Raw genomic sequence first — 22,822 nt, forward strand, 5'->3', positions numbered from 1 at the left:
TGTTGATATGTCGCTTGGTGTCATTTTAATATTACTGCTGACTTGTTTCTATAAGCATTTTAGGTCGATGGGTATTTTATATACTAGGTTAAAAACAAAGATTAATTCAATGAAATATATCTCCATTCTTATAAGAAAAGAAAGTGGGTAACCTCGGGATTAATTAGGAATTACAACAACTTCCTCTATTTCAATACGGTTTGCAACTTCAATTTTTTCATATATTTCTGTTTCTTTACTAATAGCTTCAATGCTGATTGCCAATGCAAAGGGAAGTTCTTTAGTGGTATCTTTGTCCCACCCTTTGTGTCCAATCACGGCAAATGACAATTCATTCGGTAATACGTTCGACTTAAGAATGGCCCAGTCTTTTTGGGTTGCGCTGTCCTGTCGTTTGAATTCGGCTACGTAACCATAATTTGGTGATGTTGAGATTGACCAACGGATCGACTTATTGTCAATTCTCTCTTCCTCATCAGGGTCATCAAGATCTTTTAGTACTCTGGAAGAAAAGGCTTCGAAATTCTCGCCAAGTTTTGAAGATTCCCATGTCAACCATGAGCTAAAATATGATTTTAATTGTTTTCTTGTTCGGCGTGGTGTGGCTGTGTATGTCAAAGTAACCTCAATTAATATATCGTAATCATTACCCGCACGTGTTATTTCCTTCGGTATATTAATGGAATAAAGATTTGCCTGCTGTGCTGCTACATTCCCTTCAACGACAAAAGTGATACGGTATGGTGTATTCTCGAGCGCTTTCTGTGCATCAGGTATGCCATAACCTAATACTCGCAATGCTTCCGTTTGAGGATTGTGAAATACGTGTTCAGGTAATCTAGCGGATTGGATTACTAATGCTTTATATAAAAGTGTGCTGTCATTGGGGAACTTCTTAGCTAGTTGAGCAATGATGTGTCCCACTTTAGGGGCTGCAAAAGAAGTGCCTACGGCGAAACCGGTTCTGTTCGCTCCCGTTTTGATGATAGGTGATGAAGTGACATTATGTTGGGTGATCAGAAATCCATTTTTTTCTCGCAGAAAGTCGCCTCCATATTCAACAACATCTGGTTTTATACAACCCCACATGCCCGGTCCACTTCGGGAAAATGAAGAGACATGGTCTCTTTTTCCGAAAGATATTCGGTCAGCATCTTCGAATTCAGCTAAGCATACGGAACCAACTGTTAAGCTTAATAGGCTTTGAGCAGGATTAGAGATCCTTGATGAAGGTGTTGTAAGGTAATCAGGATATTTTCTTCCTGCCTGTAAGTGCTCTGACACACCCGGTTTATCCCATCTGCCGGTACTGCTGTTGATATTGCCAGCTGCTAACAAAAATAAGATCTTTCGGTCATGGATCAGTTTATCAATTGTAGCAGCCCAAGTCGACATATGGGTTGTCTTACAAGGGCCATGGGAAGCGACAGACATATTAAATATTCGAACACCGTCATAGTCCTCGATAATTTTGGTCATTAGCTCTGGAGGAAATATACTGCTTGGCAGAAAATTGTTTTTGTCTAGCACCCTAACATTGATTAAAAAGCAAGGGGGCTGATATTGACCTGCAGTTGGAATATCATTTCCAAATAATATAGCTCCAGCTACTTTTGTTCCATGCCCTCCATTTGTTACTTGGTCAGAGGTGGTATCTTCATATGGAACATAATTTTTGGAATAAGCCGTAGCTATTGCAGGTGCCAATAGTAAATGTTGTTCCTGAATGCCACTATCAATCACGCAAACAGTAGGAGAATTATTACTTGGCTTAAGTATTTCAATGTCTTCCTGATTGCCAATATCATTTATCGGCTCATCAGCCTCAATCTGCTCACTTTCGATGATCTCAAAGACATATGCATAGCCTAAAATAAGATCTTTGAGAGCCTGTCCAGACATTCTCGCTCGAAACCCAAAACTATCTTCCAAATCAATAAAACTACTTAAAAGTTCACCGCCATATACATTCACGATAAAATTTGTAAGATAATCTTGTCTATCACTAGCGATCTGGTCTCTTTCCAACTCTGCTGTTTGGAGGGCTCTCTTCCAACGATTAAGACGTTGAGTGAAATGTTCGTCTGATTCTGCTAAACGTTGCGGCCGAAGAGCCTTTTTATCGATTCTAAATTGGTTTTTTTCGTCATTCTTTGCTTTAGCTACCGTATAGTCCTCATCGGATTCTGCCTCAGTACGTACTGGACGCACAGGAAGTTTTAAATAGCAAGCTATTGAAATATCAACAATAAACTGATCATTATCATCGATTCCAGCGATGTATTTTTCTTTTAATTCCTCTGATAAGAGATAATCAACCCGCCACTGAGTACCCTGAACAATTTGCCAAAGTTTTGCTGCCTGATCTTTTGAGCGTCCTTCCTCATTCAAGAAACTTGAAATTTTATCGGCAAGTAACCGGAAATTATCTGTGTTGGCACCAATAATGAAACCATCTTCTTCTTCAGATACAATTTCAATTCCAAAACCCTTTAAGGCCTCAATGTCAAAGTCCTTGGGGTCTACTTGCAAAAATACAGGTATAATATTAGCATCGAAAATTTGAGGCAGGCCCATTTCCTCTCTTTCGTGGAGGAAGTTTACACGATCCTGCATTAGTGAATGAGTGGCATCCGTTAATTGAGTGCCATGCGCGACACGGTTATTTAAGTTAATCTCTGTTTGAGGATCAACTTTCTTATCAATTCTCTTTCCTGTAAATTGATAACGACCATCGAGTTTTTGTTTAAGAGGTAGGTGGGGAAAATCAGGCATTTATTTATTGTACATTTGGTTCTCTTTCAAGGATTGCTCAAAAAAAACATTTTTCAAAACACCATCTCCCTGGATTACGGAAAACTTCGCTGCATCAGTAGCGACTTTGACAACCAATGCTGAAGAGAATCCTTCTAGTTTTTTGGCGATATTGCTCCACTTCACATCTTTATCAGATTTGATAGATGCTAAAGTGGATTTCAAGATACGTTGTATTTCAATTATACCTGGTTTAGGTAGTTCTATTATATCATCAAATCTTCTAAAAATTGCTTTGTCGATCGCTCCTTCAAGATTAGTTGTAGCTATGATCAATCCAGGTCCGTCAAAATCCTCTAATACGTTCAATAAAATATTTACGATCCTATGCATCTCTCCAACGTCTTGCTTGCCGTCCCTTGATTTCGCTATAAAATCAAATTCGTCTAGTAAAAGGACACAAGGAAAAGTTTTAATTGATTCAAAAAGTTTTGACAAATTGCTAGCAGACTCACCGAGATAAGAAGAAACAATAGCTTCAAATTTTACTTTTAAAAATGGCAAACCAATATTCCAAGCTATTCTTTCCGCGCTCATACTTTTACCACAACCCGGATATCCATGGAGTAAAATGCGTCTTCTCGGATGTAATCCAAAATGAGCTAATCTTTCGCGTGCAATGAATTCCTTTTCAATCCGTTCAATTTTTTCTTCAATCTCACTTGATAAAATCATTTCATGTCGCAAAGCATCTCTTTGAACTTGAATAGCTAAAGGAATATTACTTCTTTTATCTGTAGGAATTAAAACAGAATTACCAAATATGTTTCGTAGTTCTCCTTTAAAAGATTGATTTGTTTTAATATTCTTATTTAATATACTTTTGAGCCTCTCTGCCAACTTTTCATGACCTTTTTTGCGCTCATCCTCGATAATGGACTCAGCAACCATAACAATATCGTCACTATGCTCGCCATCAATGGATCGAAAAAGTCGTATTAGTAGATCTTGGTTCATAAATTAAATAATTTCAATTTATTATAATAACAATAAAAAGCACCAACCAATCCAACCAGCTGTATTTAATCCAATTAATTGATTTGTGTAAATGTAAGCTATGATTTAAACGTTCAAAAATAGAACTTCAATTCAATACTTTGTAAATAGCTCTAATGAAGTTAAGTTCAATAATGATTATGTAGTTTATCTTCGAATTTTTATTTTGGGATTTAACTCTTGTTTTGCTTTTTCAGAAGCTCGACCTTCTCTTTTTCGCTTTCTAATAAACGTTCTAGCAATTGAACTTTCTCATCATACAGCTCTACAATTTTATCAATGGGATTAAACGTGCATTGATTATTGTAGGTGTAAGCCGATGAATGATCATACATATTTTGAATATGAAATATTAAAGACTCTTCAGTGAAATGTTTAATAGCTTCTGAAGTAACCCCCAATATTTTACTAATCTTTTCCAAGGCTTCATCTTCAATAATTTCACTCTGCTCAATCTTTGAAACTGCTTGCTGGCTGATGCCCAATTCGGCCGCTAAAGCTTCCTGTTTTATGCCACGAAGTTCGCGTATGCGACTGATCTTACGGCCAATGTGAGATTTAGGTGATGATGTTTCCATGGTATCAAATATAAAATTTTAACTGAATGTAAAAAACAACCTGATAAGTTGTAAGATACAACCGGTTGTGGTTCGGTACGGTACAACTGTTCGTTTCTTTTGCTTTATAGTTTTAAAGTATTCAAGGTGTTTGCTGGTAGTAAAGGGTGTTAACGGGTTATGCTAATGTTGTCGGCCTCATAGCCGGCCGAATGCCTAGGTACTTTTTTCTTGACAAAAAAGTACCCAAAAAGTCAAGACAAAACGAAGCTTCCTCCCGCATACCCTGCGCGTGGCCCGCCGTTTTGTCTTCCCGACACTCAGGTGCTTCTATTGTTAAGGAAGTGAGCTATTCACCAATTATTTCAACATAAACATTAAAAGCTATGAATGAAAAAGTAGACTTAAGGGGAGAGCTATTACCTAAAAGTTTTGTGAAAAAGACAACCTCTGATATTCTTCTTATCAGAGAAGTTCACTCAAAATCATTAATCATTTGCCTTATATGTTGCTGCCTGGTGGTGTCGGTTTCCAGTCAGCCGTTGGAGGCTAAGCCTGCCCAAATTAAAGTGGGCAGTAAAGTACCTGAAATTTTCTTTAAGACTTTAATCAACTTTCCGTTAAGTTCGGCCAAGCTTTCTGATTTTAAGGGTAAGCCCATCATCCTTGATTTTTCGGCTTCATGGTGTGCGCCTTGTGCCATGGCTATTCCCAAAATGGATTCGTTGCAGCGTGGGTTTGGTTCGAAGGTTCAGTTTTTAATGGTGAACAATGAGGGCAAAGAAAAGGCCGCCAAATTCATTGAACGCATTAAGCAAACGCGTCCGCTTTCCATCCCAGTAATAGTTGATGATAATACCTTGTGGGAGTTGTTCAATGTGCGTTTTCTGCCGCATTATGTTTGGATTGATGGTAAGGGCATTGTGCGAGCTATTACCAACCAGGAGCAAATTAACACTGCCAATGTCCACGCTTTTATTAATGGGAACTACCAGTTTTCGTCTTCTTCTAAATCTGTAGCTATTTCTGCTACTGCTCTTTTTTACTCTTCGGCTATTAGTGGTTATAAGGATGAACAGCCTAGCTCGTGCTTGATTCAGCCTGCAAAAAACGACCAACAGCAGGGAAAGATCATTGCCACGAACTGTTCAGTCGAAATGCTGTTTCGTATTGCTTTTTCTGATAGTGCTGCTAAGACTTTTCCTCTCTGGAAAACAATACTTGAAACTAAGGGCAATCTGCACTACAGTCTGGCTACGGCTACTGCCTGGGATTCATTGAAGCAATCGGCTACGTTTTGTTATGAGCTACAGTTACCTGGTGCGGATGCTAAGACCTTAACACAAACGATGCGTCAGGATCTTTCTCGATTTTTTCCTTTAAGGGCTTCGTTGCAACAGCGTAGGCTTTCTTGTTTGGCGTTGGTTGCTACTGGTAGGGTTCCTTTTTCGGTTGGGGGTAAGTCGGAACTGGAGAGCAACTATTTCGGGTTGAAGTTGCGGAATCGCCCTGTATCTGGTCTTATTGAGGTATTGCAGCAATATAATAGGCGTGGGATTATTGATCGCTCAGGGATTCTGGTTCCTGTTGATGTTGAGTTGAAGTGTGCTCTTGGGTATGTTGAGGCGGTACGGGTTGAGCTTGCAAGGCTTGGGTTGGGGTTGGAGGTTGTGGAGGAGGAGATGGAAGTATTGGTTATTGAGGATTGAAGGTTTTGCTTTTGGGATACTGATTTACATAAGAGGTGCTGGTGGTCGACCTCATAGCCGGTCGAAGGCCTAGGTACTTTTTTCTTGACAAAAAAGTACCCAAAAAGTCAAGACAAAACGAAGCTTCCTCGCTCAAGGCCTAAGCTTGTCCCGCCGTTTTGTCTGGCCTACACGCTGAGCTAGCCTAAGGGAGTAGAGAATGGCGGCTAAAAATGCTGGGTCTTAAGTATATGGAGGTTTTTACCTTCCGCGGTCAGGCAGACCGAATATTCACGACGGAACTGCGTCCAATTCGCCTACAACCCTACAGCACTGGCCGGAATTGGCCAAGGTTCCTTACGTGAATATTGAATTGATACGAACGATGTTGTGTCATAATGGCCATGGAGAGCAGTTACGACTGGCTGTCGAACTGATAGGCGTTGGAGTGTGAATTATTAAATAACTAAATCTATAAAACTATGAAGTATCTATTAACACTGTTGATGGTTTTTTGTGTTTCGTTGCCGGGGAGGGCGCAGACGAAATCTTATCTTGTTAAGGGGAGGGTGGTTGCTGATGGTGATTTTTTGCCTTTGGCTGGGGCGAGTGTGCAGCTGAAGGGGAGTTCGGATGGAACTTCGACAGATGGGGATGGTGTTTTTTCGTTAAATGTAACTGGCAATAGTGCTACCCTATTGGTGTCTTTTATCGGTTATCAGCAAAGAGAGGTTTCTATCAGGGTACCTTCAACTGATCTTAGGATCGTGCTTAAGGAGAATTCTTCGTTGCTGAAGGAGGTGGTGGTTTCGACTGGATACCAATCGTTACCGCAAGAGCGGACAACGGGATCGTTTTCTAAAGTGGATAACGAGTTGCTGAATCGTGTGGTGGCTACGGATGTGTTTAGCAAACTTGAGTATGCTGTGCCGGGATTAACGGTGAACCGTTCTTCATTTGGGGCTCCGACTATCAGTATCCGTGGGCAGAGTACCATCATGGGTAATTCTCAGCCACTGATTGTGGTGGACAACTTTCCGTATGACGGTGATTTGAATAATATTAACCCTAATGATGTGCTGAGTGTTACTGTGCTTAAAGATGCTGCGGCTGCTTCGATTTGGGGCACCCGGGCTGGGAATGGCGTAATTGTAATTACCACCAAAAAGGGGAGAGCAGATGAACTATTGAGTATTGGCTTTACATCAAATCTTTCGATTGGACAAAAGCCGGATTTGGGTTATTTGCCTTTGATCTCGTCAAGTGATTTTATTGATTTTGAACAGCATCTTTTTAATAAGGGTTATTATACCTCTATTGAGCAGTCGCCTTCACATCCGGCGCTTTCTCCTTCGGTGGAACTGATGATTAAGCAGCGGGATGGTCTGATCAGTGGGGCTGAAGCGAACAGTCAGTTTGAGGCTTTAAAGGGGCAAAAGGTGCAGGATGATATGAACCGCTATTTCTTTCAAAACAGTATTAAGCAACAGTATGCGCTGAACTTAAAAGGTGGGAGCAATTCTATTCGCTATTATTTTTCGGGTGGATATGATCATAACCAGGAGAACGAAACCCGCAATAATTATAAGCGTGTGACGCTGAACTCTTCGATGGTATTTAACCCTCTTAAGCAGTTGGAGTTGCAGGCTGATATTAACTATAACCAAAGTAATGCGAGTTTAAATAATCCGGGTATCAGTTTAATGTCTTCTTCATCGGCCTATAGTGGGAAGAAGTTTTATCCTTATGCTTTACTTGCTGATGGCAATGGTAATGCCTTAGCGATTGCGAAAAGTTATGATGTAAGTTTTGTAAACAGTGCTATTGAAAATGGCTACCTGGACTGGAACTACCGTCCGCTGGAGGAACTACAACTTTCTAATAACCAATCGGACCAGTATGATTTGCGTAGTAATGCCGGGGTTAAGTATTCTTTCAATTCAAACTTCAATGCTGAACTGAAATACCAATACGAGCGTGCCTTTACGAATTCGACCAATTTGCAGTCGGAGGGTGCTTATTATAGTCGTGATTTGATTAACCAGTTTTCTGAAGGTACGGGTGCTTCATTAGTTCATCATATACCTGTAGGGGGGATTTTGGATCAGGGTTCTTCCACTTTAAATTCCCAGAACTTAAGGGGGCAACTGAATTTTCTTAAGGACTGGAACCAACAGCATTTACTGTCTCTCATCGGTGGAGTGGAAGTGAAGCAATTGGATGTTACAGCCAGACAAAGCAGGGTGTATGGTTATGATTCTGAAACGCTGCAAACACAGCAGGTGGATTATACTTCGGCTTTTCGAGTTACGCCTAGCGGTTACTATAATTTTATCCCATCTATGAGTGGCCAATCTTCTAAAACGGACCGTTTTCGTTCCTTTTATGCCAATGGTTCCTACACTTTTAAAGAACGTTATACTTTAAGTGCCAGCGGAAGGATTGATCAGAGCAATTTCTTTGGAGTGTCTACCAATCAGCGTTCGGTGCCATTATGGTCGGCGGGATTGAGCTGGAACATTAGTAAAGAGCCTTTTTACAAACCTGACTGGCTGCCGCAACTGAAGCTTCGCGCCACCTATGGCTACAATGGCAATATTGATAAAACGGTTACGGCTTATACCACTGCCCGTTATACTTATGACTGGCTGAAATATATGCAGGCGCTGGAGATTATAAATCCGCCGAACCCTGAGCTACGCTGGGAGAAAATCGGTATCACCAATTTCGGACTTGACTTTGAGACCAAGAATAGAGTTCTCTATGGCTCGATTGAATATTACCTGAAGCAGGGGAAAGACCTGATAGGTAATATGAATCCTGATCCGACTAGTGGGGTGATGAACTATCGTGGTAACCTTGCATCGATGCGTGGGAGTGGCGTTGACCTGAATTTGAATAGCCGTATTATGGATAAGGCTTTTACATGGAACGCTGCCCTGCTGTTTAGCTATGTTACTGATAAGATCACCCATTATACCAAAGAAGACCTTGCCTATAACTATACGGCTCTTTCCACTGGCATTGCTATTTTTCCGATGCAGGGAAGACCTGTGTATAGTGTGTATAGTTACCGGTTTGCTGGTTTGGATACTCAATCGGGCGACCCTATGGGATATGTGAATGGTGAAAAAAGCACTGACTATGCTTCTATTTTAAATACCAAGCCTGAAGAGCTTATTTATAACGGCCCCGCAAGACCTACCTATCAAGGCGCATTACGCAATACATTTGGTTATAAGCAATTTCAACTTTCCTTTAATATTGGCTACAAGCTTGGTTATTTCTTCCGCCGCAATTCAATTTCTTATTCTCAATTAGCCGCTACCTGGAGTGGTCATAGTGATTATGCTTTGCGCTGGCAGCAAGCGGGTGATGAGCAACGGACTTCAGTGCCTTCGGTTTCTGGGGTTTTAAATGCAAGTCGCGATGACTTTTACCTGAAATCGGAGGCTTTAGTGGAAAATGGGTCTCATATACGTTTGCAGGATATTAACCTGAGTTATACGCTTGATAGGAAGCGGGTGCCGGGTTTGCCGTTTCAACAGCTGCAACTGTATGTGTATATGAATAATGTTGGGATTTTATGGAGGGCTAATGATCAGGGGATTGATCCGGATGCGGTGCCGAATGGTGGGGCTTTGTATTTACCGCAGGCAAGGAGTGTTGCTTTTGGGGTGAAAGTTGGTTTTTAGCTCCCTAGATATCTTCTCCTAGACAATAGTAATTGTTCATATGAGCGTTTTGCCCTCCGCGGTCGGGCGGACCGAATATTCGCAACGGAACTGCGTCCAGTTTGCCTGCAGGCCTTAACGCACAAGGCCGAACTGGCCAAGGTTCCTTATGCGAATATTGAATGAGGGTGTTTTGGCGTAAGGGCTAATTGTTATCAAAGGATGGTTAGTTGCTAAGGTGAAAGGACTGCTTAGTATGAATCTTTTTGCCCTCCCGCGGTCGGGCGGACCGAATGTTCACGACGGCGTTGCATAGGCTTCGCCTGCAACCATGCCACACAGGCCTGAACCTGATGAGACGCCTTTCGAGAACATTGAATGAAGACGAATGATGTTCTGCCCTAAAGGTCCTTCGTTTTGTCTGACCTGGGTTCAGGGTGGAAGTGGATAGGCTGAGATTCCTAACGTGGACACTGAATTGGTTTACTTAAATGAATGGTATGGCAAAGTAGGTTCTGATGGTCGACCTCATAGCCGGCCGAACGCCTAGATACTTTCTCCTTGATGAGAAAGTATCCAAAGAATCAAGACAAAACGAAGCTGCCGCCCACAAGGCCTGCGCATGGCCCGCCGTTTTGTCTGGCCGACGCGCAAGTGCTTTTATGTGATTGATGGAGCTGGGGTATAAGTGTTATTAAATAATGAAAATGAATAGAAGACATGAAAACTAAAATCATAATTGCTGTTATTATATTTCTTGTTTTGGGATTGGTGGGGTGTGAAAAGGAATGGCTAGATGAGAAGTCGGATAAATCATTGGTGGTGCCGAGTTCGTTGGAGGATTTTCAAAAGTTGCTGGATTATTCGAGTCCGGTGATGAATGCGAATTTTATTTCACTGGGTGAAACGGGGGCTGATAATTACTATCTAAGTGACCAGACGCTGCAGTTTGCCTTAGCTCGTAATCGTAATGCTTATCTATGGGCCAAAGAGATTTATGAGGGGCAAACGGAATATGACTGGAACTTTGCCTATCAACGGGTTCTTTATTGTAATACGGTGCTTGATGGGTTAGGTAAGATTGCTGTAGATGAAAAGAATACCTTGTTGTTTGAGAATGTTAAGGGTAGTGCTCTTTTCTTTCGCGCTCTTACTTTTTATGATGTTGCCCAGGCTTTTGCTCCGGTGTACAAACAAAGTTCTGCAGCCACTGACCCTGGTATTCCCCTGCGACTAAAAGCGGATATTAATGAGGTGTCAACAAGGGCAAGTGTTAAGGAAACTTATGAACAGATTATCGCTGACCTTAAAAGTGCGATTGATCTTTTGCCTTTGACCCAGACTTATAAAACCCGACCTACAAAAGCTGCTGCAAATGGGCTGCTTGCGCGGGTTTACCTTTCTATGCAGGATTATAGCAATGCCTTTACTTATGCTGATGCTGCCTTGCAGCTTGACCAAACGCTCTTGGATTATAATCAGCTGGATTTTATTGGTTACAATCCTTTTTTACCTTATAATGAGGAAATGGTGTTTTACAGTGAGCTTTCATATAGTGATATTCTTTACCCTGATTATTTTATGGTGGATAGTAACCTGGTAAAAAGTTATTCAGCAAATGATTTGCGCTTTAAGGCTTTCTTTTCACAAAATACCAATGGTAGTTATAGGTATATTGGAAGTTACAGTCCTCAGTATTTGTTTGCAGGTATTGCTAATGATGAATTGTTTTTGATTCATGCTGAATGCCATGCTCGATTGGGCAGAGTTACAGAATCAATGAATGATTTGAATACATTAATGAGGAAACGGTTCAAGTCTAGCAGTTTTGTTCCTTTTACATCTAATTCTGCAGAAGAAGCTTTGGAGTTGGTATTACAGGAGCGTAGGAAGGAACTAATCTTCCGTGGCTTGCGCTGGACGGATTTAAGGCGTTTGAACCTGGATGCTGCATATGCTAATACGTTAAAAAGGTACTATAAGGGTGAGTTTTATGAGTTGCTGCCGAATAGTGCCAGGTATATTTATCCTATTCCTGAGGATGTGATTGCTGCTTCTGGAATGAAGCAGAATGAAAGATGATCTTTCTTTTATTTTTTAAGTTTTGATTTAGGAGCCGAACAGGGATGTTCGGCTTTTTTGAGTTTTGTTTGATGAAGAGGAAGTGCTTGATCGTTCGGATGGTCGGCCTCATAGCCGGCCGAGGGCTTAGGTACTTTTTTCTTGACAAAAAAGTACCCAAAAAGTCAAGACAAAACGAAGCTTCCTCCCGCAAGGCCTACGCGTGGCCCGCCGTTTTGTCTTCCCAGCGCACAAGTGTTTGACCAGAATTGTCCAAGGTTTCTTACGGGAATATTGAATGGTTTTGCTTAAATGAATGGTATAGCAAAGTAGGTTATGATGGTAGGCCTCATAGCTCCCGATAGATCGGGATAGACTCTCGAACGCCTAGATCCTTTTTTTCATAGAAAGTAAAGATATATGAATATGAATGTTGTTGCCTTCCGCGGTCAGGCAAACCGAATATTCACAACGGAACTGCGTCCAATTCCCCTCTAGGCCATACAGCACTGGCCTGAATTGGCCAAGGTTCCTTATGTGAATATTGAATGATGGTGCTTTTTTTGAATGCGATGTGTTAGTTGTTCTAATAATCTTAATGGATAGGTAAAGATTTTCTAGTATAAAAGTTTTTTCCTTTCACGGTTAGGCAAGGTAGGCTTTAGAGTTATGTGGCATCGCTAAGGTTTTATGATTGTATAGAGGACTATTGTGTTGGGGTAGAGGGTGATGATTTTGTTTTGGTGGATGTAGAAGGAGATTAATCGTTTTCCGTTTTTGTTGGGTATGTGGAAGCTGCCTTGGTAGGCTCCGGTTGTTTTGTTGTACATATCGATGGTTGAATTTTGGAGGAAGGTTGCTTTGTTTTCATTATCGGATTTTAAGAGAGAGTGAACATATAATCGGTCTTTATAAATGGTTGCTGTTGCGTTTACATAGGTCGGAGGGGCGCTTAGGTTGTATACGGTTTTGTTGCCATCGGTCTTTTTTGTGAATTTTATTTGTGAAGTAGTACAGGTATCGATGGTATGAAAGCTGGCCATGGTGTTTAAGTTGTTATCAAGTTTTTGTACCCCATTTTTATAATAGTGGATGTAATAAAGGTTTAACTGTTCATCTGATATAATTCTTCCATCATTTGAAAAACCTCCATCATCGATTGATGCAAATAAGGATTTATTTTCTGCTTCGTTTTTACCTGATATGAAGTTATACTTTTTCATCACCTGGCGTTTACTCTTAGGATCAGTTGTTTTTAGGATACCCGTTTGATTGGATATAACAATTCCTTTGGTAAAATAGAAGGGAAGGCTTTTGAAAGAAACCTGGTTTGATAAAAGGTTATAGGTAATTAGGCCTGGAACGTTTCCGCCAAGAATATGGATTTGGTTGTTTTTGATGTATGTCCAATAGGCGGGAGCAAGGTTATTTAATTGGGGGAGTTTGATGGTTAACGTATCAGGATTGTCAAGTAAACTATCGGTTATGAGAAAAGTACCGGGTTCGTTTGTTTTGAAGTATAGCTTATTGTTATAGGAGCCTACTAATTGATCATATAGATCACTAAATTGAATTTCCTTTTCTTCTTTCAGTTTTATATGTAGGAACACTCTGTTGAAACCATTATTTTTTTCGTTTTTGTTAGTTAACTGGTACAAAATAAAAATTGAACTAATGGCTGTAACTATTGTCAGGAGAATTGACAGGGTTGTATTGTGTTTCATGGGTTTAGCAATTAGATAATAATAAAAGTACAGGAGCCTCTCACTCCAAGCTCCTGTACCAACTCCAATTAAGGTTGAACTCTGAAGACGGTTTGAGTTCCCTGAGGTGTGGTGATGTAACAACATTCAACGGCACCGCCATTACAATTTGCCGGTTTTACATTGTTTGGACATTGGTCTAACAATGCTTTTCCGCTGGTTGCAAATGCGGAACCAATGCCAACTACCATTGCCGCTCCGGCAAGTGTGATCTTTAAATTTTTCATGCTATTGATGCTTTTATACTCTTAAAAAGCAATAAAAACTCTTAATGAAAATTTATGCTTACTCTTTTCACAGGTTTTCAGCTTTTCCCTGATTGGCCAATATTTTTGATTTTTCAAACTAAACTTTTTCTTAAGGAAGCGGAGAGGAGGATACCTGTAATGGATAGGAGGATGAAGAAGAAGTTTAAAAGAATGTGTTGATTCCATGATAGTTGAGAGATTACGCCCCCGCAACTGCAAGGCACATAAGTGCTGTAATTAATCGTAATAATTAAGTAGGCAGTAAATGAAGTTAGGAGGAAAAGCGATAGAATAAATCCGGTATGTGAGGTTTTTGAATAAAGCAATAATGAACAGATAAAAAGCTCAATACTTGGGACTCCAATGGCTAACAGTTTGGCAACTGCGTGTAGCATTGGCGATTTACTGAGCTCTTGTTGGAAATCATGAATCTCGACCAGTTTACTAATTGCTGCATAGAGAAACAGAACAATCAGGAATGCTTTGATAATTTCGATGGTTAGTTGCTTTTTCATCGCTTGATAATTAACGATTTAAAGTTAACAGACTGGGTTGTTGGGGCATTTATACTTTTGTCAATAAATAAAATGCTAATTATCAATAAATAAAGTATCGAATAACAAAAAAGCTAATGCTTTTTAGCCCTGTATCTACTTAATGTTTCCTTGGTAATGCCTAAATAGGAGGATATGTTTTGTAATGCAGATTTGCGGATAACATCGGGAAATTGGGCTTCTAGTTTTTTATAACGCTCTTCTCCTTTTAGCGTTTGAAAATCGCGGATCCTTTCTTCATAAAACTCATAGCGCATTGCAACTAACCTTCTTTCAACTTCTTTAGCAGCTTCGAATAATTCGTTAATTTCATTCAAATCTTCATAATCCAATGAGTAGAGAGTGCTATTTTCTCCCATTTCAATGTATTCGGTGCTTCTAGCTACATTCATAAAATCAGAGGCGGTAAATAGAAAGTCGCCTTTTTGCCAAAATCTACTAGTGAATTTTTGACCTTCTTTGAAATAATAATTGACAGCAAATCCTTCTTCAATAAAGTAGACTTTTTCGATTTTCTGACCTTCCCTAATTAAAATCTGATTTTTTAAATAATACTCTTTTCGAATCACATTTCTAAGTTGTTTTTCATAATCAGAAGAAACTGTGGTTAATGCAGCTAACGCTTTAATTAATGCTTCCATGGCAACTATAAATAAAATTTTTAGATAGACAGGCGACCAAACTAAGGCATTAAATTATTCTTAACAATTTCTTAATCATTTTTTGATATTTATCAAATAGTTAACTAGTGTACAATTGGGTTTTGTATGGGCGTTTTTATACCAGTTTTAAAATTAAATTTGACGTTTAATCAGAAGTGATTTATTGGTCTTAATTTTTTGATATCTAGGTTGTGTTTTTATGGCCGGCCTCATAGCTCCTGATAAATCGGGATAGACTGGCCTAGTTTAGATACTTTATTCACAGATGCTTTTTCTTGACAAAACCCAAAAAAGTCAAGATATCCCGATTTAACTGGACCCATTCAAGGCCGGCATAAACCATATTGATAAGTTAATAATGAATGAAAACCATTATCCCATATTTAATGTTAGGTTAAATGAGGCGAAAAAGAATTTGTTGTTAATTATAAATCCTACATATTTGTGTTGAACAAAGAGGTTTACCGCAGTTAGCTGAAGTAGTTCACTGACAGACTTGTATCGATCTCTATCAATTTAATAAAACGTATTATATTAACCCCTATAAGGGGTTTTTCATTAATGGTATGCTTTAACAGGTATAACAACCATTTTTCAGAACATAAACCAAGAAATTGAGCTTTTTCAAAATTGCATGGATGATAGCTTTATACTAGAACAGTTGTTTGCGGATGAGGCAAAAGGTTTTAAAAGTTTATTTGATAATTACTATAAACCCCTTTGTTTACAAGCTTTCCTCATGTTAAATGACGAGGGGGAGGCGCAAGATATTGTGCAAGCGTTTTTTGTTAAACTGTGGCAAGAAAAGCAATATCTTCAAATTAACACCTCCTTAAAATCATACCTGAAATCAGCCATCAGAAATACTTGCTTAAATCGAATTAAGCAAAGAAAACTTTTCAAAGAAGGTGAATTGGAAGAAGCCTACATAGTTGTTGATGAATCTGCTGAAAAACTATTAGAAAATAAAGAACTTCAATATCAGATGGATAAAGCGCTAAATACCTTGCCGGAGCAGTGCAGAGCAGTGTTTACATCGGTTGCACTTGATAACAAAAAATATCAGGAAGCTGCCGATGAAATGGGGATCAGCATAAACACCGTAAAAACTCAGCTCAAAAGAGCTTTTTTGAAAATGCGCGAACAAATGGTAGAATTTAAATAATAATTTACAATCTTCTGTCACCCATTTTTACGTTTAAATTGTCAATCTAATACTAAAAGATGCATAATGCATAACCTACCGGACGAACATATTGAACAATTATTCCTCGATCACTTGAGTGGAAATATTTCTACCCAGGATGAAGAACTATTGATGCAATTAATAAGTGAGGATAAGCCCATTGCAGAACTGTATGCGAGTTATAAAGAATCGTATCAGACAGCTAAGGCAAGTTTGTTTTTGCATCGTATTGACCAAAGCTCTGCTTGGGACAACATAAGTCAAAAAATAAAGGAACCTGTAAAACCAGCTTCAGCCCCTAAAATAATCCCATTTAAAAAATGGCTGGTGGCGGCCTCCATCTTATTGCCCTTAGTCATGGTTTCTATTTTTGTCGCAAAAAACTATTTTTCAAATAAACAACAACCCCAACTCACTTATAAAAATGAAAAAGTAAAACTCTTTTTAGCATCCGGAGAATCAATTGCTTTAGATCGTACTGCTAAAAGCAAAACGGTAAACACAAATATGGCTGTTTTGCACAATGAGCAAGGGACACTGCAATATGAGCTAAAGGATCAGAAAGAGGCATTGAGTTATAACACCCTGGTGGTTCCACGAACTAAAGATTATAAAATCAAATTATCTGATGGTACTGAGGTTTGGCTTAATTCTGATTCGGAATTAAAATTCCCTTTGGAGTTTAGCGCAGATCAACGGGTGGTTTACTTAAAAGGTGAGGCCTTTTTTAAAGTAGCGAAGAACCCGAAGAAACCATTTATTGTTAAAGTGAGTGAATCATTGGATGTTCAGGTGCTGGGAACTTCTTTCAACGTAAATAGTTATGCTAGTAGTGCCATAAAGGTTGCATTGGTGGAAGGCTCAGTTAAATTAAATTCAAAGGGCGACGAATCATTACTGAAACCAGGATTTATGGCCACTTATTCTCCTGCTAGCGGATTCTCACAAAGTACATTTGATGAACAACAAGTGCTTTCATGGATGCAAGGAATATACTTCTTCAACAATGCGGATCTGAGTGAGATTAATGAAATTGTCCAACGCTGGTATGATGTAAAAATTATGGCTGAATCGGGTGCTGACATTAGTATTTCAGGCGCTATTGAAAAAGGTAAACCGCTTGAGCAGTTTTTGCAGAATTTATCCGCCACCTCTCAATTAAAGTACAAAGTAACAGAGAACAACATTATTATGCTCCATAAATAGAAAAGCCTGCTTTCTTAAAGTAAAACAACTATTCCTTTCGCCCGACTTATACAAATGGTTTTTTATAAACGGAATTACCACAATGGAAGGATGTAAGATTTTCTTCATATAATAATCATAATAACAAAGGCCCTCACTCAACAGCAGGGCCTTTGTTATTACAATGGTTTACAAGCAGTTATTAACCATAAAAATCTATTCCAAACTTCTCTCAATACTATTTATAATACTTCTAATACAAATCGACCTTTTTGTAGCAAGAAAGTAGCACTAAGCCTGGATGCAACAGGCGCACTGTAGTGATGTTGTAGCAACGAATTATCCATTATTAATCACAAAAAAAGTGCTTATTTATTGTGTATTAATGACTTAAATAAACCAAATCTATTAACTGACATAATCAGAAGATCTCGTCATACTTATCAATACCAATGCTCATTAACCGACAGATTTTGTATTGAATAAAAAAAGTACAAATAAAAAAAAATGTTGTCACCCGATTGCCAAATTTTATTGTCTTAATACGTAAATGAGCAAAATTTAACCCAAGTAACCGATTATGAATGGAGAAAATTTACAATTAAAGAAAACATTACCGCGGAGTCGGCAACTCATTGTGTGGCTAACTTTGTTGCTTTTTATTTGTAATTCTTTGCCATCCTTCGCTTTTCAACCTAAAGCGCAGGTAACATTGAAAGCAAATAATATAAGCATTGGCAGAGTTCTCACCGAAGTTAAAAGGCAAACAGGGTTGATTCCTTTTTACAGCAATAAAGTGCTGAATGATAAAGAGAAGATTTCTGTTAACTTTCAGCAGCTGGAAATTGAGAAGGCGATGGAAGCAATTTTGGCGGGAAAGAACCTTCAATATGAGGTGAGTGATAAATACATCCTCATAAAAGCTGCAAGCGCGCCCTCGGCTTCATCGACTACATCATCACAACAAGTAGTTAATAGCGATATTACCGGTAAGGTAATTGACGAAAAAGGAGCGCCACTAGCGGGAGTTAATGTGGTAGTTGTAGGTACTAACCTTGCAACTCAAACCGACGGAGATGGTCAGTTTACCTTAAAGAATGTAAAAGAAAATGCGATCCTTACTTTTTCATTTATTGGTTATCGCAGCTTACAGTTAACGGCGAAAGCTAAAATGAAGGTAAAGCTTGAACCTACTGAACTTAACCTCAAAGAAGTAGTTTATACCGGTATGGGTATTAACCGTGATGCAAAAACGTTTACGGGTGCTACAGCTACTTATACCGGTGAACAATTAAAGGCCATCGGGAACAGTAATATAATTCAAAGCTTAAAAGCATTAGATCCTGCTTTTATCGTTGTTGAAAATAATTTAAAAGGATCGGATCCGAACAGCACACCGGTAATTGAAATTCGCGGTAAAACCGGGGCAGCAGGCTTGACTTTACAAGATCAATATGGCACTGATCCCAATCAGCCATTATTCATTTTAGATGGTTTTGAAACCAAACTTCAAACCATTATTGATTTGGATATGAACCGTATACAATCTGTTGTAATCCTTAAAGATGCGGCTTCTACGGCTTTATATGGATCAAAAGCGTCCAATGGTGTTGTGGTGGTTGAAACAATAAAACCTAAAGAAGGTAAACTCCGATTTTCCTATAACAATGACTTTAAGGTAGAAGCACCTGATTTGACCGTCTATAATTTAATGAATTCAACTGAAAAACTTGAGTTCGAAAAGCTTTCAGGAAGATATACAGCTAATCCTGGCGTTCCTGAAGATCAGATTGGTTTGGATCAATCGTACAGTACCCACCTTACCGCGGTTCAGCAAGGGGTAAATACGTATTGGTTAAACGAACCTGTTCGTATTGGGTATACTAAAAATAATTCAGTTTCAGTGAGCGGTGGCGATCAAAATCTTCAATATGGTGTTGGTTTTAATTACAGACAGCAAGACGGTGTAATGAAAGGATCGAATCGTAATGGCTGGGGCGGAAATATGAATTTAGCTTATCGCAAGTCAAAGTTATCTATTACCAATAACTTTTCAGTAAGCGGTACTTCTCAAGCTGCTTCACCTTACGGTAGTTTCGGGACCTGGGCAAATCAAAATCCTTATTATAAAAAGGATCCGGACGCCAAATGGCTTGAGCAAACCAGAGCCCCTGCTTTAAATTCGACTTTCATTCTTCCACTGAACGTTCCAAATCCTATATATAATGCTACGGTAGGCTCATTTAATACAGGCACAGGTTTAGATCTTACAAACAGTACGAATGTTAAGATTGAATTATTGCCGGAATTACGCTTAGACGGAGGTTTTCAAATTGCTAAAAGCGAGGGTTCTACTACTGTATTTACCTCTCCTGACAATACAATATATGAAAATACTGATTTTACTCTCAAAGGAAAGTATACAGATGGTAAATCAGAAGGCCTTTCATATACAGGGAATGCATTATTAAGTTTTGGAAAAGTTTTAGGTAAGCATTCTATTACTGCCAATGCCCGTTCTGAATTTTCTCACCGTTTTAACAGCTCTTTGGGTAACACTTATGTTGGTTTCCCAGTTGGATCTAACGGAAACCCTCGATTTGCTTTTAGCTATGATGGTGTAGCTTCAGGTATAGGTAAACCATCAGCCTCACAAACGGTATATCGAACAGCTAACGCATTGGTATCTGCTAACTATTCTTATGATAGACGATATCTTTTTGATGCATCCTATCGTTTAGATGGTTCAACCTCCTATGGTACCAACAATAGGATGGCGCCTTATTATTCAACTGGTATTGGATGGAATCTTTCCGGTGAAAAGTTCATGCAAGGTATTTCCTGGATAGATAATTTAAAATTCAGTTCAAATATTGGAGTTACGGGTAATCAAAACTTTGGAAGTGTAGCTTCATCCTCTGTTTATACATATACCTCAAGCTATAACAAATTTGGACAGGCATTATTTTTAACTTCGGTTGCAAACCCTGACATTAAAGCACAAAAGACCCTTCAGCTGAGTAACAGTATTAATTTCAGTTTGTTCAATAAAAAGTTGAGTGGCTATTTTCAGTTTTATAATAAGTTCACAAACAATATTGTTGTTAGTATTGACAATGCTTCTTCAACAGGTTTTACTAGTCACCAGGAAAATTTAGGAAATCTTACAACGAAAGGTTTTGAGATGAGGCTTGCCTATAATGTTATCCAGAACATTAAGAGCGGAATTAATTGGACGATCAGTGCAACTGCAAGCCATACCACAAGCGCATACGGTGGGTTTGGAAACTCATTGTCTAGATTAAATGCTACTCAAGAGGCAAATAAAACTTATATGCGCTTCCAGGATGGAAACAGTCCATCGGCTATCTGGGCTGCAAGGTCTTTGGGTATTGATCCTGCAACAGGCCGTGAAATGTTCCTAATGCCAAACGGGGATTATACTTTCGAATATAATTATGCAGCTACCCAGGTTATTGGCAATACAGATCCACTTATTCAAGGTATCATTACTAACTCTATCAGAATCAAAGGCTTCAATGTTAACATGTCTATGAGATATAGTCAAGGGGCAGATATCATCAATACAGCCTTATTTAATAAAGTTGAAAACATTTCGTATGCTCAACTTTCTTTAAACCAGGATAAAAGAGCCCTTTATGAACGTTGGCAAAAACCGGGTGATATAGCACAGTTTAAAGGAATTTCATTAACAGATGCAACTCAAATGTCGTCGCGATTTGTACAGCGGGAAAATGTTTTTTCGTTCGAATCGATCAGTGTGGGTTATACCTTCGAAAAGGCAAAGTGGGTTAAGAGCATGGGTATGAATGGTTTGAATTTTTCTGCTTATACCAATGATATCTTGAGAATTTCTACCGTTAAACGTGAAAGAGGTATAGATTATCCGTTTGCCCGTTCAGTTTCATTCAGTTTAAGGGCCTCATTCTAAAATCTAGGAATAATGAAAAGAAATTATATAAACTTAATACTATCGGTTGCAACATTATTGGGCTTGGCTTCTTGTACAGATTTTTTGGATGTGAAGCCTGAAGACAAGATGTTGGAAGAAACTGTTTTTGCTAATAAACAAGGGGTAAACCTGGCTTTAAATGGCTTGTATGTCAAAATGGCCGGCGCTAACTTATATGGGGAGAACCTGACATTAAGTACTGTGGAGGTGTTGGGGCAGCGATATAACCTCAGCAGCCTAAATGGAACTTTTTATTCAGCCTCACAATATAATTGGGCTGAAAGTCCAGTGTCGGGTAGAATGAGTAATGTGTGGGGCGACGCCTACTCTACTATTATGAACATCAATCGCTTTTTACAAAACCTGGAGGCTAATCCCGGCATTATAGATGCGAAAACGGATTCGATTTATAGAGGAGAGGCTATAGCCATGCGTGCTATGCTGCATTTTGACGTGCTGCGCTTATTTGGCCCGAGGTATAGTACCGCTGATTCGACACAAATTTCTATCCCCTATTATGATAAACTAGAAAATGTCGCGAGACCTTTACTGCCAGCTAATGAGGTAATGAAAAATATTGTAGCAGATCTGAATCATGCTGAAAAATTATTAGTGAATGACCCGGTAATAACCCTAGGTGTAAGGTCGACTACTACTAGTACTGATGCTATGATGAATAGAAATTACCGCTTCAATTATTTTGCGGTTAAAGCCTTACAAGCCAGGGTGAATTTATACAGAGGAGATAAAGCCATTGCTTTGGCAGCGGCTAAGGCTGTTATTGATAACGCTTCAAAATTTCCCTGGACAACACTGGCAAACAGCAATGAAAAAGTAAATCCCGACCGAATTTTCAGTACAGAGATGATTTTGGGTGCATATACTACTGCACTCTATACCGAACATAACATCTTGTTTCTAGAATCATTGGAGGATAACGTAATCCTTTCGCCGACTGATAAACTTTTGAAAAGTGTGTTTGAGGTAGATCCTACTACAGGTGCAGGGGTAGGGGGAAATGATTATAGATTTAAGTTGAATTGGGATGTGCCTTCTGCTACCTCTACTAAAACCTATCGTACATTTAATAAATATGCTGATATAACGAGAAAGACCTTTGGTTTTAGAAACACTATTCCATTGTTAAAGATCTCTGAAATGTACTATATCGCAGCTGAGTGTGAACCGGATCAAAATCAGGCGCTGAATTACTTAATGACAGTACGAACCAATAGAGGATTAGATCCCCTTACCTCAGTTCCTAATTTACAGAATGAAATATTTAAAGAATATCAAAAGGAATTTTTTGGAGAGGGTCAGTTGTTCTTCTATTATAAAAGAACAAATGCTGCTACTATCCCATCTGGTGTTGATGGTGCTCCGGCAATTAAAATGGATGCAAGCAAATATGTAGTTCCACTTCCACAATCTGAATCTCAATTTCATTAATCGTATTAAATC

14 protein-coding genes are annotated in these 22,822 nt (G+C 39.0%); 7 read left to right on the top strand and 7 right to left on the bottom strand.

Annotation, left to right across the window (positions count from 1 at the left end; translation table 11 throughout):
* Positions 1-159: 159 nt before the first annotated feature.
* The 3 genes from C3K47_RS10970 to C3K47_RS10980 form a co-directional block, all read right to left on the bottom strand.
* Positions 160-2,775 (bottom strand): S8 family peptidase, encoded by a 2,616-nt coding sequence (locus C3K47_RS10970; protein WP_103789187.1) that lies wholly within the window; start codon positions 2,773-2,775, stop codon positions 160-162.
* On the bottom strand, positions 2,776-3,771 hold the full coding sequence (locus C3K47_RS10975; protein WP_103789188.1) for an AAA family ATPase: 996 nt from the start codon (positions 3,769-3,771) through the stop codon (positions 2,776-2,778).
* Positions 3,772-3,983: 212 nt separating this feature from the next.
* Positions 3,984-4,388, bottom strand: a complete 405-nt coding sequence (locus tag C3K47_RS10980; protein ID WP_103789189.1) for a helix-turn-helix domain-containing protein — start codon at positions 4,386-4,388, stop codon at positions 3,984-3,986.
* A gap of 365 nt (positions 4,389-4,753) precedes the next feature.
* Between C3K47_RS10980 and C3K47_RS10985 the strand changes: the two genes are divergently transcribed.
* The 3 genes from C3K47_RS10985 (at position 4,754) to C3K47_RS10995 (ending at position 11,811) form a co-directional block, all read left to right on the top strand.
* Positions 4,754-6,076: a TlpA family protein disulfide reductase gene (locus C3K47_RS10985; RefSeq protein WP_103789190.1), complete on the top strand. Its 1,323-nt coding sequence runs from the start codon at positions 4,754-4,756 to the stop codon at positions 6,074-6,076.
* Positions 6,077-6,537: 461 nt separating this feature from the next.
* Complete coding sequence (locus C3K47_RS10990) at positions 6,538-9,750, top strand: SusC/RagA family TonB-linked outer membrane protein (RefSeq protein ID WP_103789191.1); 3,213 nt, start codon at positions 6,538-6,540, stop codon at positions 9,748-9,750.
* Positions 9,751-10,449: 699 nt separating this feature from the next.
* On the top strand, positions 10,450-11,811 hold the full coding sequence (locus C3K47_RS10995) for a RagB/SusD family nutrient uptake outer membrane protein (RefSeq protein ID WP_103789192.1): 1,362 nt from the start codon (positions 10,450-10,452) through the stop codon (positions 11,809-11,811).
* A 659-nt stretch (positions 11,812-12,470) separates the two neighbouring features.
* On the opposite strand, the gene C3K47_RS11000 is transcribed toward C3K47_RS10995, so the two are convergent.
* From C3K47_RS11000 to C3K47_RS11015, 4 genes are all read right to left on the bottom strand, one after another.
* Positions 12,471-13,514: a hypothetical protein gene (locus tag C3K47_RS11000; protein ID WP_103789193.1), complete on the bottom strand. Its 1,044-nt coding sequence runs from the start codon at positions 13,512-13,514 to the stop codon at positions 12,471-12,473.
* A gap of 68 nt (positions 13,515-13,582) precedes the next feature.
* Positions 13,583-13,780: a DUF6520 family protein gene (locus C3K47_RS11005; protein ID WP_103789194.1), complete on the bottom strand. Its 198-nt coding sequence runs from the start codon at positions 13,778-13,780 to the stop codon at positions 13,583-13,585.
* Between the two features lie 113 nt (positions 13,781-13,893).
* Positions 13,894-14,316, bottom strand: a complete 423-nt coding sequence (locus C3K47_RS11010; RefSeq protein WP_103789195.1) for a MauE/DoxX family redox-associated membrane protein — start codon at positions 14,314-14,316, stop codon at positions 13,894-13,896.
* Positions 14,317-14,429: 113 nt separating this feature from the next.
* Entirely contained in the window at positions 14,430-14,996 is a 567-nt protein-coding gene (locus C3K47_RS11015) for a Crp/Fnr family transcriptional regulator (RefSeq protein ID WP_103789196.1), read from the bottom strand.
* Between the two features lie 655 nt (positions 14,997-15,651).
* Here C3K47_RS11015 and C3K47_RS11020 point away from each other — a divergent pair.
* From C3K47_RS11020 to C3K47_RS11035, 4 genes are all read left to right on the top strand, one after another.
* Entirely contained in the window at positions 15,652-16,182 is a 531-nt protein-coding gene (locus C3K47_RS11020) for an RNA polymerase sigma factor (RefSeq protein WP_103789197.1), read from the top strand.
* Positions 16,183-16,248: 66 nt separating this feature from the next.
* Positions 16,249-17,409, top strand: a complete 1,161-nt coding sequence (locus C3K47_RS11025) for a FecR family protein (protein WP_103789198.1) — start codon at positions 16,249-16,251, stop codon at positions 17,407-17,409.
* A 691-nt stretch (positions 17,410-18,100) separates the two neighbouring features.
* Positions 18,101-21,340, top strand: coding sequence for a SusC/RagA family TonB-linked outer membrane protein (locus C3K47_RS11030; protein ID WP_165784678.1), 3,240 nt, complete (start codon positions 18,101-18,103; stop codon positions 21,338-21,340).
* 12 nt (positions 21,341-21,352) lie between these two features.
* Positions 21,353-22,810, top strand: a complete 1,458-nt coding sequence (locus tag C3K47_RS11035; protein ID WP_103789200.1) for a RagB/SusD family nutrient uptake outer membrane protein — start codon at positions 21,353-21,355, stop codon at positions 22,808-22,810.
* The last annotated feature ends 12 nt before the right edge of the window (positions 22,811-22,822 follow it).

Source organism: Solitalea longa (genome assembly GCF_002920915.1).
Classification (GTDB): domain Bacteria; phylum Bacteroidota; class Bacteroidia; order Sphingobacteriales; family Sphingobacteriaceae; genus Solitalea; species Solitalea longa.